The sequence below is a fragment of the Gluconobacter cerinus genome (genome assembly GCF_025961355.1).
Taxonomy (GTDB): domain Bacteria; phylum Pseudomonadota; class Alphaproteobacteria; order Acetobacterales; family Acetobacteraceae; genus Gluconobacter; species Gluconobacter cerinus.
This window is the reverse complement of the sequence record NZ_JAOQNM010000001.1, coordinates 1,742,780-1,758,034: the sequence shown is the minus strand read 5'-3', so window position 1 is coordinate 1,758,034 and position 15,255 is coordinate 1,742,780. Positions and strand designations below refer to the sequence as shown.

Sequence of the window (15,255 nt, the reverse complement as noted above, 5' to 3'; positions counted from 1 at the left end):
ATGATGGCCCATGACGCATTACGCGACTGGACCGAATGGCTGACCCATGAACGACGCTCCAGCCTGCGAACGGTTGAGGCCTATCGCCATGATATCGTTATGGCCCTCTCCTTCTTTGAGCAGCATCTGGGGGGCGAGGTTGATCTAACCGCTCTGGCAAAGCTCTCCCTTGCTGATCTCCGGGCGTGGCTGGCTTATGAAACTGCCCGGAGCGAAAAACCCACACGTCGCGCCACGAATGCCGATGCGCGCGCTCGTTCCAGAGCACGACATGTTTCGGCCCTGCGATCGTTCTTTCGCTATCTGGCCATGCGCCATGATGTCTCGAATCCTGCCCCGGGGCTCCTCGCGACCCCACGGCTGAAAAAGCGCCTTCCACGTCCTCTTGGACAGGAGCAGGCTCTGGCCGCGCCGGAAGGGATTTCCGACGATGCTTTTACGAGCGCTGCTGCCATCCGGGACAAAGCACTCTTTACGCTTCTGTACGGGACGGGCTTGCGGATTGGTGAAGCCTTGGCCCTTGATGTGCGGGACCTGACCAACGCTGGTGAGAACATGCTGCGCGTGGTGGGCAAAGGGGGGAAGGAACGTCTGGTTCCGCTGCTTCCGGCAGTCCGTGACGCGTTGGAGTTATGGAAAGGGGTTCACCCTTCTCCGGCCCCGGACGCTCCGCTGTTCTGCGGTGTGCGGGGAGGCCGCCTGAACCCCGGCGTCGCCCAGCGGGCCATGCGCGAATGGCGCAAGGGAGAAGGCCTGCCGGATTCCGCCACACCGCATGCTCTTCGCCACTCTTTTGCGACCCATTTGATGGAAGGTGGCGCTGATCTGCGTGCCATTCAGGAACTCATGGGCCATGCCAGTCTTTCCACCACCCAGGCTTATACTCTGGCAGACGAAAAGCACCTGCTGGACGTCTGGCGCAAGGCACACCCACGGGCGGAGCAGGAATGAAAAGACTGACATGGGGCATTTTGGCTGCTCTTATGGCTCTGACCGGAAAGGCTGAAGCAGTGCCATGCCACACGGTACAAGCGGCCGTTCTGCCGCTGCGCGATGATGGTGGATATCTAAGCGTTCCCGCCCAGATCAACGGCCACGCGGTCTCCATGATCGTAGATACCGGCTCACAGGGAAGTCTGATGACACCGCAGGGCGTTGCAGCGCTTCATCTACCTCAGGACCCTGACCGTCACACTGTTATGCAGGGGCCCAATGGAACACCTCGCCTTGTGGCCAATGTCCGTATTGCGGATCTGCAACTGGGACACCTTTCTCTGGGCGCCGGGTCCATGCCCATAGGCTCTCTCCCCGGTTCCCCGATGATTCATCCGCCTATTCTGGGGCTTCTTGGGGCAGATGTTCTGGATGGGTATGATCTGGAATTTGACGTCCCCCATCAGAAGCTCGTGTTCTGGAAAGTTTCCTCAAACAGCGCGTCCTGCCAGCTTCAGCCCACTTGGAAAGGCCAGTGGAATACGGTTCCGGCCCGACAGGTTGACGGACGCCTGATGGTAACATTCACGCTTGATGGGACGCGCGGAACGGCGCTTCTCGACAGCGGCGCGCGCTCCCATATTGTCAGCACCGATTTCGCCTATCGCCTCGGCCTCACGGATGAGCTGCTCGCGCTCGACCCTGGCGGCATCACTGCTGGGGTGGACCTGCATGAACGCCGCTACCACTGGCATCGCTTCAAACGCTTTTCCATGGGGGGCACGGTGTGGGTTGATCCCGTTCTGACTGTCGCCCCGGTTCATGATCAGGCCGACATGCTGCTGGGCTCAGACTGGTTCGCCAAACACGACATCTGGCTCTCTTACGCCACAAACCAGATTTTCGTTCATTAAGGAGTTGGGAGCGTACAGAACGTCCCGGATTTCATCCGTTCCTTGCGGGCCGCGGTAAAAGCCCACCAGTTCAGGGCTTCTCCTGTTTTTGCCTGATGGATGGTGGCTGCAAACACGTCATGCACACAGGGATCATGACGCTGCTGCGTTAGGTGACAGAGCTTCAGATAAAGATCGTCCGGCTCACAGGATGCCAGTTGTGCAGTTGAGGTAATCCCCAATATGGCAAAATCTGCGAGTGCTGCTTTGCCAACATTCTTCAGCATTGTGAGATCACTCATGCCTGCTCGCCCTTTATTTGAGGCAACCATTGTAGCGAGCGGCACTTTAAAGTCCTAGCAACAAAAGGACATTATTCATGGCGACGCAGGGACTATCACGTTTCACTGGCCGCAAGGTTCTCGTGACGGGGGCGGCATCGGGTATTGGTCATGCGACAGCCCTTCGTTTCCTTGACGAAGGCGCTCATGTCATTCTTGTGGACCGGGATCAGGAAAAGCTCGACGAGGTCATGAAGAGCCTCGACCAGAACAAAGCTACGGCCTCTCTGACAGACATTTCAAAACCCGACGAAGTTCAGAAACTGCTGGACCTCACCAAACAAACGTTCGGTACACTGGATGTGCTGGTGAACAACGCCGGTGTCACCACAATCGGCACGGTTCTGGACGGCGATCTAGACGCCTGGCAGACCGTGTGTGCCACAACCCTGACCGGAACCCTGAATGTCAGCCGCACCTTCCTGCCCTTGCTGATCCAGAGCAAAGGCAACATCGTCAACACGGCCTCCGTCTCTGGAATGAGGGGAGACTGGAACACGGCCTATTACGATGTTGCCAAAGGCGGCGTTGTGAACCTGACGCGCGTTCTGGCGATGGATCACGGAAAGGACGGCGTTCGCGTCAATGCCATCTGCCCGTCGGTCACACGCACTGCCATGACGGCGGATGCCCTTAAAAATCCAGCTTTCGTCAAAAGCGTCGAAGACCGCGTTCCGTTGCGGCGTCTGGGAGAGCCGGAAGATATGGCCGCAGCAATCACATTCCTGGCCAGTGAGGACGCGGCTTACATTACCGGATTGATTATGCCTGTTGATGGCGGTGTGACCGCATCAAACGGGCAGCCACCCTTCCCTATGAGCTAACCTGCAGAACATTACTGTACGTCTCCGCGCCGGTCCCGCACGGAGACGTTTCCTGAATGTGTGGCGAAGAAATGCAGCCCCTGCCCTTTGGAAAGAGGGCGCATATGGGCCGGGATGGCGAAATACATCCGGTTGTTTTCCAGACTCCAGATGATGATTTTGTCCGTAAAGAACGGAAGTCCCAGACTTCCAATTTCTACTTCATCCTGAAAGACAACTTTTTCATTCTCTATCGGCGCGCCACCCATAAAAAGGTTTTTGACAAGCGCGCCCTGCCCCACACTCAGAAAATCATCATAGTGCGTGAATTTCTTCTGATCCCCCAGACCTTCCAGATTTTCCTTTAGTGATGAAATCCAGAAAGACGGAAATGTCGTGTATGTCAGATCAGGATCAAGGCTGACGCGCTTCTTCTTTTCGCCAACCCGAATATGAACTGTGAAGTCGTCTTCCATGTCCACGGAATGATTGTCATTCCCTAGGAATGTTTTAAACGCCAGCTTGCAGGCTTTCGTATCTTTGACATCAAGATACGCGAACTGTCTTTCCGGAATATCTATCAGAACTGCCAGGCGGGATAACGCCGCGCGTCCGAGCACACCCACAATCGGTCGCCCGTCAACCACCTGCGTACTGGCCTTCGTGAGCAAGACAACGTCTACATCTTTCAGCGGAATATCGTCCAGAACCAGTTCATTAATTTTGGAATGAAAGGCGCTTTCCTTATAGGTGCCGTTAATGACGACTTTGGCGTCATCATAGCCCTTGGGAAACTGTATTCCTTCAGAATTGCGGACGTAAATATAATCGAAGGCCGGGCTGACATACATCGCAGCGGGTTTGCCGTTGATTTTCACTGGTATAAGCGGCGCATCTCCCTCGCCTCCCAGTAATGGGAGAATAACTGGTGCAGTGACACAGTCCGACTGCTCTTCCGCAGACGCAGACGGCGTCAGTCCCAGGATGATCGTAAGAGCTACCAGCCCAATAAAGAGAAAGCCTCTATTGATCACTGATCGTGACTTTCCGAACGCGACAGAACATGACACCTCATGATGACACCAACGCCTGACCATTCCCCTTACACCGAAACTCTCCAACAGAATTCTCAATCCTGAATGACCGGCATAAAAAAACCTCCGTCCCGGTAAAGGAACGGAGGTTTCTGACACCCACGGGACTGTAGGAAATTATTCGCCTTTGAGGCGGCTGTTGCACTGGGACCAGTAACCGCCACCCTTCTGGATCCACTTCAGGCTGCCGTTGCCGCCGTTCGCCTTGTTCGCATTGTACTGGGCAACACAGGTCTTCATGCGAGCCTTGCCAGCGGACAGGCTGGAGAACTGGGACGACACAGCCGTTGGGAACACAACATTTCCAGACGTGACCGGAGCACTCTTGGACGCAATCGGTGCCTTCGTGCCTGCAACAGACGAATCAGGCGGGTTCGCCTTACCCGTCGTGACAGGGACCGTCGTTGTTGGTGCTGTGGCAGCCGTTGCCGGGGCAGCAGTTGTCGCAGGCGCGGCTTCAGCCGTTTCGCTACCACAGCTTGCAGCCTTGAAGGCCTTATAGCTCTGCCCATTTAGGGTGCCGCCCTTCTTGGCGGACTGGAATGCAGCATGGCATTCCTTGGCCGTCATCGCGTGTGCAGGAACCGAGGCAAGACCGGCAGCCAGAACAGCGGCCAGGGAGAGGCGGGACAACATACGGCTGGAAACCATGAAAAACATCCTTGTCTGTCAACCGGGAAGTCGCAGCCTCCCGGTTCAGAAACGCCGGTGACTACGATCAGTTGATGCGTTCACCATGCATGGTCGTATCGAGGCCTTCAAGTTCCTCTTCTGCAGAAACACGCAGACCCATGACACGATCCAGAACCTTCAGGATCACGAATGTCATGATGACACACCAGACAATCGTCACGCAGACGGCTTCCGCCTGAGCCAGAAGCTGTGAAAGGCTTCCAACCGTACCGGACGGGTTGGCGTCCGTCGCAGAGAGAGGCCCATAGGCCAGAACGCCTGTCAGCAGAGCCCCAATAATACCACCCGTACCGTGAACACCGAACGCATCGAGGCTGTCATCATAGCCGAGAGCGTGCTTGAGCCATGTTGCACTCCAGAAGCAGACTGCGCCGGCAATCAGACCAATCACCACAGCGCCGCCCGGCAGGACAAAGCCCGCAGCAGGCGTAATGGCGACGAGGCCGGCGACCACGCCGGAAATGATGCCAAGTGCCGTTGGCTTACCCGTCCGCGCCCATTCAACAGCCATCCAGGCGACACCACCGGCGGCAGCGGCAAGCTGCGTTGTCAGCATGGCCATGCCTGCACGACCGTTTGCGCCCAGCGCCGAGCCTGCGTTGAAGCCAAACCAGCCGACCCAAAGCAGGGACGCACCGATAATGGCGTATGTCAGGTTGAACGGAGACATGTCATCCGTTCCGATGCCCCGGCGCTTGCCAAGAACATAAGCACAGACAAGGCCAGCCACACCGGAGTTGATGTGCACGACCGTGCCACCGGCAAAGTCCACAGCGCCCAGACCAGCGACCCAGCCCGTCGGGCTCCAGACCCAATGAGCGACAGGCGCATAGACCAGCAGCAGCCAGAAGATTGTGAAGACGCACATGGAAGAGAACTTCATGCGTTCCGCGTAGGCCCCTGTAATCAGGGCTGGCGTGATGACGGCAAACGTCATCTGGAACATCATATAGACGCTTTCCGGGATCGTCATCGGAACAGCGGCTGCCGTCCCTGCCCCAAGCGTGAAAGCGGAATCAACGCCGTTGTGGAAGTTTGCTGCAACACCGTTCAGCAAAGCGCGGGACAGATCACCAATCCACGGCGTACCGTTCGAAAAGGCCAGACTGTAACCCGCAACCATCCAGACGAGGCTGGCTATACAACAGATGGCGAAAGACTGGATCAGGGTTGCAAGAACGTTCTTCTTGCGAACCATGCCGCCGTAGAACAACGCAAGACCAGGCACTGTCATCATCAGAACGAGTGCCGTGCTGATCAGCATCCAGGCCGTATCGCCTGTGTCGATGGCGGCAGGCGCATCAGCAGCCATCGCGGATACTGGCAGAAGTGCGCCAGCAGCCATGATCGAAAGACCGGAACGTCTCATCACAGAGCGCCCTCCCCGGTCTCTCCTGTGCGGATGCGAATGAGCTGGTCGAGATTGGAGACCATGATCTTGCCGTCCCCGATCTTGCCGGTACGCGCGGCCGTCATGATTGCTTCAATAACATCTTCCACAACGGAATCCGCCACTGCGATCTCGATCTTGAGCTTCGGAAGAAAACTGACGTGATACTCGGCGCCGCGGTAGATTTCCGTCTGGCCTTTCTGACGGCCAAAACCTTTGACTTCCGTCACGGTCAGACCTTGCACGCCCAGTGGCGTCAGCGCCTCCCGGACATCGTCAAGCTTGAAGGGTTTGATAATTGCGGTGACGAGCTTCACGAACGGCATATCCTCGTTGGGAATCAGAAGACTGGTGGCCAGTATGGCCCAGATTGTACCAGTTCAACAACAATATACGAAACAGCCCGGAGGCACCGGAAAACCGGCGCCTCCGGGCATTTCTGCTCCGTCTGGGTCTTGAAGGACAATTAGAACGTGGCGTTGATACGGCCGTAATAATAACCGCCAGCAATGCCAATACCGGAAGAGTCTGTGTCGTAAGCATTCGCCCCGAGGTAGTTCAGATACTTGGTCAGACGACGCGGACGCTGGTTGAAGATGTTATTGGCGCCCACAGCGAAGTGCCACATGTGGTTGAGACGGTACCCGACCTCAAGATCCGTCAGCCAGACTGGCGTATTCTTGAACTGTCCCCAGCAGACGTTGGAATACTGAAGGCTCTGCCCCTTGCAGGTCAGGCTGGCAGGCGTCTGGTCCTGATAGGTCAGCATGGACGTCGTTTCGCCGTAGCGCGTCTGACGGAGGTTCACATCCCACTTTCCGATCGTCCAATACGCGTTCAGGATGATCTTGCTCCGCGGAGAGGTGGACGTCAGATACGCAATGCTCTGCTCATTAAGATACGGATTGCCCTGAGAGTTCGTGTTGATGTGGCTGACACGGGTCCGGTTGAGGTTGAGAGCCATGGTCAGGTCTAGGTTGCCATACTGATGCATGTGCAGCAGATAGTCAGACTGGATATCGAGACCCTGGGTCCGGGTGCTGCCAACGTTGGCAAAGTAATTAGCAGACACGTCAGACGTCGTAATACCTGTTGGCAGTGTTGCGCCTGTCATTGCAATCGCCGAGATTGCGGAATCACCGTAAACAGAACCGGCGCCGGAAATCCGATCACGAATGTTGATCTGATAGACATCCGCCGAGAGATGCCAGCCATCAACGGGCTCAAGAATAATACCACCCTCAGCACTCGTGGAGCGCTCAGGCTTCAGATGCTGCGCGCCAAGGCTCTTGCCAGCCGCACCGGACGTGGACAGCAGACCGGATGCCCCCGTCGGCGACACATTCAGAGAGCTGAAATTTTCTTCCGGCAGGGTCGGAGCACGGAAACCATTGCTGATCGTGGCTCGAACGGCAATGCGCTTCGTGATGTCGTACCGTGTGGAAACCTTGCCATTCTCGGTATTGCCAACGTCCGTGTAATGCTCAAAACGACCTGCAAAATCGAGATCCCAGTGCTTCAGCGGATGGAAGTCACCATCAAGATAGGCAGCCCAGACGTCACGGCTCCACTTACCGGCGTTCTCTGGCATCAGACCCGCATAACCCTGCGTTCCACCATCAGCATAGGATCCAACTTCGCCTGGCCAGATCTGGTAGGTTTCAAGACGATGCTCGCCGCCGAAAGCCACCGTGACCGGTACAAGATCAGCGATCTTTAACTGCCGGCGGAAATCCAGATTGTTGGTCCACTGGGACAGGCGATACGTCTCGGCACGAACCGTCGTTGGAGACGTTCCCGTAGCTGCAATCAGATTCGGGTTGGCAGTGTTCTTGTTGCCGACATCGTCTTCATCCGCACCATACGTGGAGCTGAGGTCCCAGGAGAAACCGAAGAAATTGTCCCCCTTCAGACCCAGTGTCGCGGCATAATCGTTCTCTTCAATGGTTTCGAGCGGAGAGAAACCATAAGGATACAGCGTCGGGGCAACAGACGGCATACGATAGTTTTCGTAAGCCTCGGAATGACGGTGAGCATAGGTGATGAGGCCATAGCCATTCACACCTTCCGTCAGCGTCTTGCCAAACTCGATGCTGAGATTTTCGCGGGTTTCTTCTGGTGTGCTCAGGATCTTGTTGGAATCGTGCGGGACATTATAGCCCTTGTATTCAGAATTCCCCGGAACAGTTCGCACGTCCGTCGTGTTCGGGACCATGTGATCGGTGTGGTACATCTGTCCGCTGATGTGGACATACCCGTCACCCAGGAAGCCGAAGCCACCATCCGCGCCAAGCTGATACTGCCAGCCATCGCCGTTATAGGCGTTTGCACCCGTCTGCGCGGTCATATTCAGGCCATGCGGCGTCTTTTTCAGAATGATGTTCACAACGCCTGCAATGGCGTCCGAGCCATACATTGCGGCCGCGCCATCGCGCAGAATTTCGATATGATCGATTGCAGAAGCCGGGATCATGTTCAGATCGACCGGCGTTGAGCCCTGCTGCGGACCGGCATCGGCGTAGATGTTGGCTGTCGTATGACGGCGCTTTCCATCCACGAGCACCAGAACTTCGTTCGGGTTCAAACCACGCATACGGATCGAGGACGTCAGCGCACCGGCATCACTCCCCATAGCGTTCACTGTGATCGACGGATCCGTACGGACGATAGCGTCCGCAAGGTTCATCTGACCGGAACGACGCAGCGTGGCAGCGGTAAGAACGCTGATCGGGCTCGTGGAATCACGGGCGCGGCGGTTAAACGCATGCGTTCCCGTCACGATCATCTGTTCATTGCTGTTGCTATCAACCGCGTGTGGGCGACGCGGCGTGGCGGCAGCCTGGCGGACGACTGTTTTCTTCCCTGTGGTCTTGGCCGTCACCTTTGCAGGCGCCGTGGCCTTGGTCGTTTTATACACGGCAGCAGAGGCCTGATGTGCTGGGTGCAAAACCGTAACGATTGTAGTAGCGAGAAGAAGTGACTTGAGGCGCATTCAGGCAGTCCTAATCAGATCCGGTGTTCGGTTCAGATTAGAAACGTTTTAAAATGTGTCTACGATTATTCCTTTGTCAGAATGTATCACAGGATTTCCAGTGCATAAATGCCACACTCCTGTGGGGTCAAAACGAAACTTTTGAACCCAGAAGTGCGGCACTGAGAAATTTCAGGAAACTGATGATGTGTTCAGGTCCGGTCCGCGATATTTTCCGTCGCCTGGCCGGTTAACGGGCGGTGACATGAGGCTTTCGGGCCACGGCGTGTCAGACGGAGAATCCGATACGACCGCAGTCCGTCCACGCGGCAGGCATTCCGGCATTTCTATCTGGATACGACGCAGCATGCGTTCGCGGATATCGCAAGACAGGTTCCACATGTTTCCTGCATCTGCCGCCCCTGCGATCATACGGATGGAAATGACCTGGGCATTACTGTCTGCAATCTGGCAGGCAATGGAGGAACGGTCCTTGTCCCAGTCCGGACAGTGCTCGATTTCTTCCATGAACATTGCCCGCAAGCGATCCATCGGTGTGCGGTAATCCAGCCAGAGAAAGATGGAGCCGATCAAAGACTGCGAACTATGCGTCCAGTTCTGGAACGGGTTTTCGAGGAAATAGGAAATAGGCACGATATAGCGCCGACGATCCCATGTCCGCAGGACGACGTAGGTCGCATTGATCTCCTCAACCCAAGCCCAGTCACCGTTCAGGATCAGCATATCTTCCATACGGATCGGCTGCGTAATGGCGATCTGAATACCCGCAATCAAGTTGGACAAGGCCGGTCGGGCGGAGAGACCCACGATCAGGGAGGCCGCACCGGCAGAGGCAAAGAGCGAAACGCCAAATTTCTGAACGGAATTGAAAACCATCAGAGACGCAGCGACGGTCAGCACTCCGAAGGTGATCTCAATCAGACGACGGAGCACCCGGATCTGCGTCTGATGAGACCGGACCGTGATATCATCCACGTTTTCCTTGGCACTGATCCGGTTCAGGTACTGATCGGTCGCCAGACGAAATGCCCTGATAATGCCGAAGCCCAGGTTCATAATGAACAGACAGGCCAGCACGTGCGCGAGAAGCTTTTCAGTCTCGGGAGAGAAGCCCTCCGTCGCTGGCAAAGCTGCACTGGCGGCTATGATCATCAGAAAATAGCGGACATTCATCCTTAACCTGATGGTTAAAGCATGAATGAACTGGATCTTCCTCAGACCCGGCAGGCGGGGCAGCGCATCCGTGATGATCCGACTGAACAGAAGAGCAATCAGCGCCGCTGCAATCAGCAGAAGAACAGAACCCAGCGGGTCAGGCAGCCAGTCGAACTGGTGACGAAGGCTGGACATTGAGTCCACATAATTCTGTCTGAACATTGGTCTCCCTAGACGATCACCTGTCATCCACCATCAGGTCACGCGGAGGCTGCATCCTGAGCGAATGAAATGCTGTAAGCGGCGTCCCTCAGCGCGCATTTGGCCAAGGACGTCAGACTACAACAGCAGGCAGACCCAACTGTTCCCGAAATACGAACAGTTCCGTTTTCACTATTTTAAATTGTTATTAATATTGTTGTACGATTTATGTTGCAGAAATGAGACACTGATTTACCCGTCTTTTCGGCTCCACAGATACCAAACAGCCAAAGCGAAAACTTTAAGAGAAAATCAGTATTTTTAAGCCTTTTCAGTTCTTTATCACAACAAACCACAAACACCGATTCATGTTGTAATTTATCATTATAAACATATTTTATTGGTTGTTTCATATTATAACTATTTGGTGTAGTTTTATGGCCGCCGCCACTTCCGTTCTGTCATCTGTGTTTTCGTTTGCTCTGCTCATGTCAGGCACCTCGGCCATTGCCCTGGCAGCAGACGCTCAGGACGAGCATTCTCAATCCGAGCGAAAACCCTCTGTCGCACCCCGTCATAATGGACATTCCAAACCTGTCCCGACGTCCCATAAGCAGCCCAGTGCAAAAAGCGAGAGCGTTACGGTTCTCGGTCATGCCCATCAGGCTGACGGCGGAGCGCTAGGAACACGCCGCCTTCTGGATACGCCATTTTCGATCAAGGTCGTGACGGCCGCAGAACTACAGGAGCGGCAGGTCAAATCGCTGGCACGCGTTTTTTCACAGGATGCATCGGTCATTTCAAACGGCGACACGTATTCGTTCAACGCCTATTCCGTCACGGTCCGGGGCGTACCGCTTGACGATTACAACGGCTACAAGATCAACGGTACGCCCTTCTTCATGACAACCGTGGAACTCCCGCTTGAGTCATTCGAAGCGGTGCAGCTTCTCAAGGGTGCTTCCGGTTTCATGTACGGCTTCAACGCGCCCGGCGGCATCATCGATTTCCAGACGAAGAAGCCGACCGACGCGCGTACATTTTCCTTTGATGCCGGATACAGCTCAGGCGCTGTGGGCAGTCAGCACATCGACACGGGTGGGCGCCTTTTCCGAAACGATATTGCTGGATATCGCCTCAACCTCACCCACGAAAATGGCGAAACCTATAACGGATCGCACGTCACGCGCTTTTCAGGTTCCCTGTCCACGGATGTGCGGCTGGCTCACAACCTGCTGTGGACCGCTGACGCCATTTATCAGGACCGTCAGGTCCGTGGTGGCGTGCAGGACTTCTTTATTGATGACCCGTCCGCCTATGGCAGCAACCGTCTTCCCGATGCCATCAGCGGACACAAGAACCTGACCGCCTCTCCCGCCAGCATGTTCACGTCTCACACGCTATTCGTTTCCACGGGGCTGCATTGGGACATTACAAAGAACTGGACGGCGCGCATCGATTACAGCCACAGCATGGACTATCGCCGCTACCGCGGAGAGTGGATGTCCCTGCAGGATCAGGGTGGCAACTATGACACCTATATGAGCACCAATCCTGGAAGCTGGGCACAATATGATCAGGTTCAGGCCATTCTGGAAGGCAAGTTCCGGACAGGTTTTATCCGGCATGATTTCACGATGGGAGCGGCCTGGCAGGGGCTCAGCAAATATCTGCCATATGACTCTGATTACGTGAATATCGGAGGCCAGAACCTCTACTCGCCGATCACCAGCCGCTCTTATAGCGGAAGCTGGGACACCGCGACCTATCGCAATTATCGTTCCGATCAGGTTGGTCTTTTCGGCAGTGACACCCTGACATTTGATAAACACTGGTCACTGCTCGCCGGCATTCGCTTTACCGATTTTCACCAGCTGACCTGGACGTCCGCCGGAACAAAAACAGCGCTGCGCACTACGCCACTGACACCAACTGCCGCCCTGATGTTCCATCCGTGGAAAGACACCACCATCTACGCCAGCTACGTTCAGGCGCTGGAAAACGGTGGGACCGTGGGAGACACCTATAAGAACGCACGCGAGACCCTTCCGCCCATCCGTTCCGATCAGGTTGAAGTGGGTGCAAAGATTGCGCGCCAGACCTGGGACCTGACAGGCGCGCTCTATCGCATCACGCGAGGGGCGCAGTATGCCAATGCGGACAATGTTTATGTGTCGAACGGCACCGTCACATATCAGGGCGCAGAACTCAGCGGCCATGTCGATCTGCCGTTTGGCATTACCCTCACGGACAGTCTGGGTGCCGAAGGCGGAAAATACAGCAAGGCAGATGCCAGCGTTAAAGGAAACAAGATCGAAGGCATTCCGCTGTTCCAGAATGTCTTTCAGCTGACGGACCGTATCCCGGGCGTGCCGGGTCTCTCAGCGACTGCGGAAGTTCATTATACTGCGTCAATGTGGGGGGACAGTTCCAACAGCTTCCATGTCCCGAGCTATACGCTGCTCAATCTGCGGGCCAGCTATCGCACCAGCATCGGCCGTCACAAGGTGACGCTACGCGCTGAACTCGATAACGCCACGAACCTTCATTACTGGGGCTTTCTGGCCTCTGATTACTTCTTTGTCGGGACACCGCGCGCTGTCTTCCTGAACGCACGCTTCGATCTCTGATCTTTTCTGCCCCTTCCTGCCCTCTTCCGCTCCACACGTCACAGGAGTAGGACAGGGGCAGGGAGATGAGCACGATGACCAAGACACATTACGACCTGTGCATTAACGGAGCTGGTCCTGTTGGCGCGACACTGGCCTGTCGTCTGGCAGCCGAAGGTGTGCGGGTTCTGCTCATTGACCGTGCGGCGCTCCCAGGCATGGAAGATCCCTCTCTCGATGGCCGGGCATACGCCATAGCAGAAGGCTCACGCCAGATGCTGGAAGCCGCAGGTATCTGGGATAATCTTCCCGGTGTTTCCCAGCCGATCCGTGAAATCCGCGTCTCGGATGGCCGCCCGCACGAGGCTCCCTCACCGCTTTTCCTGCATTTCGGTGTGGACGATGCCCCTGAAGGGATGAATTTCGGCTGGATGGCAGAAGCACGCGATCTGCGTCTCGCCATTAACCGGACGCTTGAACAATACGAGACGCTGGACGTCCGCGCGCCAGACACAGGAACCTTCACGTTCCACCCGGATCATGTGTCGATCCGTTTGGCATCGGGTTCAACCGTGACGGCCAAACTGGCTGTCGCCGCTGAGGGACGTCGTTCTCCATTGCGCGACCAGGCCCGCATCGGCCTGACCAAACTCCCCTATCATCAGTGCGGTATCGTTGCGACAATCGCACATGAAAAGCCTCATGATGGCGTGGCGCTGGAACAGTTCCTGCCGGAAGGGCCTTTCGCCCGGCTACCAATGCCGGGAACGGCTGAACATCCGCATCGGTCCGCTATTGTCTGGGCAGAAGGCGAGGGTCGCGCCCAGCGCTTCCACGACCTCCCCGATGCAATCTTTGCCCGCGAAATCCGTGCCCGCATGGGCGATGAGGATCTGGGCGCCATCACACCCATTGGCCGCCGCTGGATTTATCCGCTGTCAGCGCAGTATGCGCAGACATATATTGCGCCACGTCTGGCTCTGGTCGGAGATGCGGCCCATGGTATTCACCCGATTGCGGGTCAGGGGCTGAATATCGGTTTTAGGGATGTCATCGCTCTGGCAGACCTGCTGATTGAAGCCCATACGAAACGTACAGATCCGGGAAGCCGGGAACTCCTTGTCCGCTATCAGCGCCGAGCCCGGCCCGGCAATATGGCCATGCTGGCCGCCACGGACATTCTGGAACGTCTTTTTGGCAACGATAATCCGGTTCTGCGGCGCGTGCGCGACCTGGGCATTGCGGGCGTTCATCGCCTGCCCCGCCTGAGACGCGCCTTTGTTCGCAAGGCGATGGGCGTATGAGTTCAACCGTAAATCTTGATCAGCTCTGGCGAAATATGCAGGCACAGGCCTGCAGTTGCCATGACCCTCTGATTCAGGATGTTTTCGCCACGAATATCGGAGACCATCACAGCTTCAGTTCGGGCCTTGCGTCCCTTCTGGGTACAAAGCTGGCGGATCGATCCATTTCTGCTACGGCCATCACACGGCTGGTCACTTCCATTCTTCTGGAAGTCCCCGGCATAGCCGAGTCAGCCGCCGAAGATATTCTGGCAATTCATGACCGTGATCCGGCCTGCCCGGATCTGGTGACACCGTTCCTGTTCTTCAAAGGCTGGCAGGCGTTACAGGTTCATCGTATCGCGCATCACCTCTGGCAGAAAAACAGACGGCATCTGGCTTATCACTTTCAAAGCCGGGTCAATGAGCTGTTCGCAATCGACATCCATCCGGCCGCGCGCCTTGGTCGACGCCTGAGCATCGACCATGGAACGGGGATTGTGATCGGGGAAACCTGCATCATCGAAGATGACGTCTCCCTCTTCCAGGACGTCACGCTGGGTGGCACAGGGAAACTGACCGGGAATAGACATCCGATCGTACGCCGAGGGGCCATGATTGGATCGGGTGCCAAGGTACTGGGGCGCCTCATCATCGGTGAAAATGCCCGTATTGGTGCGGCATCAGTTGTTCTGGAAGATATTCCTGCGAATGCGACGGCAGTCGGAAATCCGGCCAGGATTCTGGAGCCTTCCAAAGTCAGTGCTGCAACAGACGCCAAGCTGCCGTCCTGAGCAGATACAGGAAGAGGCTGCCTCCTTTCGGAGAACAGCCTCTTCCTCAAGCAAGGCCTTGTCGGCGTTACGCG

At 56.1% G+C, this 15,255-nt stretch carries 13 protein-coding genes; 6 read left to right on the top strand and 7 right to left on the bottom strand.

Annotation, left to right across the window (positions count from 1 at the left end):
• Window positions 1-951: a tyrosine recombinase XerC gene (locus tag M2305_RS08115; protein ID WP_264649074.1), complete on the top strand. Its 951-nt coding sequence runs from the start codon at window positions 1-3 to the stop codon at window positions 949-951.
• On the top strand, window positions 948-1,847 hold the full coding sequence (locus tag M2305_RS08110) for a retroviral-like aspartic protease family protein (protein WP_264649073.1): 900 nt from the start codon (window positions 948-950) through the stop codon (window positions 1,845-1,847). The genes M2305_RS08115 and M2305_RS08110 overlap by 4 nt, the downstream gene beginning before the upstream one ends.
• Here M2305_RS08110 and M2305_RS08105 read toward each other — a convergent pair.
• Entirely contained in the window at window positions 1,844-2,128 is a 285-nt protein-coding gene (locus M2305_RS08105; protein ID WP_215766688.1) for a helix-hairpin-helix domain-containing protein, read from the bottom strand. The two genes, M2305_RS08110 and M2305_RS08105, sit on opposite strands and share 4 nt — an antisense overlap.
• 77 nt (window positions 2,129-2,205) lie before the next feature.
• Between M2305_RS08105 and M2305_RS08100 the strand changes: the two genes are divergently transcribed.
• Window positions 2,206-2,991, top strand: coding sequence for a meso-2,3-butanediol dehydrogenase (locus M2305_RS08100; RefSeq protein ID WP_264649072.1), 786 nt, complete (start codon window positions 2,206-2,208; stop codon window positions 2,989-2,991).
• Between the two features lie 11 nt (window positions 2,992-3,002).
• On the opposite strand, the gene M2305_RS08095 is transcribed toward M2305_RS08100, so the two are convergent.
• From M2305_RS08095 to M2305_RS08070, 6 genes are all read right to left on the bottom strand, one after another.
• Window positions 3,003-4,004: a hypothetical protein gene (locus M2305_RS08095; RefSeq protein ID WP_264649071.1), complete on the bottom strand. Its 1,002-nt coding sequence runs from the start codon at window positions 4,002-4,004 to the stop codon at window positions 3,003-3,005.
• A gap of 177 nt (window positions 4,005-4,181) precedes the next feature.
• The gene (locus M2305_RS08090) at window positions 4,182-4,724 is read right to left on the bottom strand and encodes a hypothetical protein (protein WP_264649070.1); all 543 of its coding nucleotides are present in this window, start codon (window positions 4,722-4,724) and stop codon (window positions 4,182-4,184) included.
• Between the two features lie 58 nt (window positions 4,725-4,782).
• The gene (locus M2305_RS08085; RefSeq protein WP_086633463.1) at window positions 4,783-6,126 is read right to left on the bottom strand and encodes an ammonium transporter; all 1,344 of its coding nucleotides are present in this window, start codon (window positions 6,124-6,126) and stop codon (window positions 4,783-4,785) included.
• Window positions 6,126-6,464, bottom strand: a complete 339-nt coding sequence (locus M2305_RS08080) for a P-II family nitrogen regulator (RefSeq protein ID WP_029495718.1) — start codon at window positions 6,462-6,464, stop codon at window positions 6,126-6,128. The genes M2305_RS08085 and M2305_RS08080 overlap by 1 nt, the downstream gene beginning before the upstream one ends.
• A gap of 149 nt (window positions 6,465-6,613) precedes the next feature.
• Window positions 6,614-9,139: a TonB-dependent receptor plug domain-containing protein gene (locus M2305_RS08075; RefSeq protein ID WP_264649069.1), complete on the bottom strand. Its 2,526-nt coding sequence runs from the start codon at window positions 9,137-9,139 to the stop codon at window positions 6,614-6,616.
• A gap of 171 nt (window positions 9,140-9,310) precedes the next feature.
• Window positions 9,311-10,516 carry a mechanosensitive ion channel family protein gene (locus M2305_RS08070; RefSeq protein WP_211508233.1) on the bottom strand — a complete coding sequence of 402 codons (1,206 nt, stop codon included), beginning with the start codon at window positions 10,514-10,516 and terminating at the stop codon, window positions 9,311-9,313.
• Between the two features lie 416 nt (window positions 10,517-10,932).
• Here M2305_RS08070 and M2305_RS08065 point away from each other — a divergent pair, with 416 nt between their 5' ends.
• The 3 genes from M2305_RS08065 (at window position 10,933) to cysE (ending at window position 15,181) form a co-directional block, all read left to right on the top strand.
• Window positions 10,933-13,125, top strand: a complete 2,193-nt coding sequence (locus M2305_RS08065) for a TonB-dependent siderophore receptor (protein WP_264649068.1) — start codon at window positions 10,933-10,935, stop codon at window positions 13,123-13,125.
• 65 nt (window positions 13,126-13,190) lie between these two features.
• Window positions 13,191-14,408 carry a UbiH/UbiF/VisC/COQ6 family ubiquinone biosynthesis hydroxylase gene (locus M2305_RS08060; protein ID WP_264649067.1) on the top strand — a complete coding sequence of 406 codons (1,218 nt, stop codon included), beginning with the start codon at window positions 13,191-13,193 and terminating at the stop codon, window positions 14,406-14,408.
• The gene (gene cysE, locus M2305_RS08055) at window positions 14,405-15,181 is read left to right on the top strand and encodes a serine O-acetyltransferase (protein ID WP_211498635.1); all 777 of its coding nucleotides are present in this window, start codon (window positions 14,405-14,407) and stop codon (window positions 15,179-15,181) included. Before M2305_RS08060 ends, cysE begins: the two co-directional genes overlap by 4 nt.
• Window positions 15,182-15,255 lie beyond the last annotated feature (74 nt).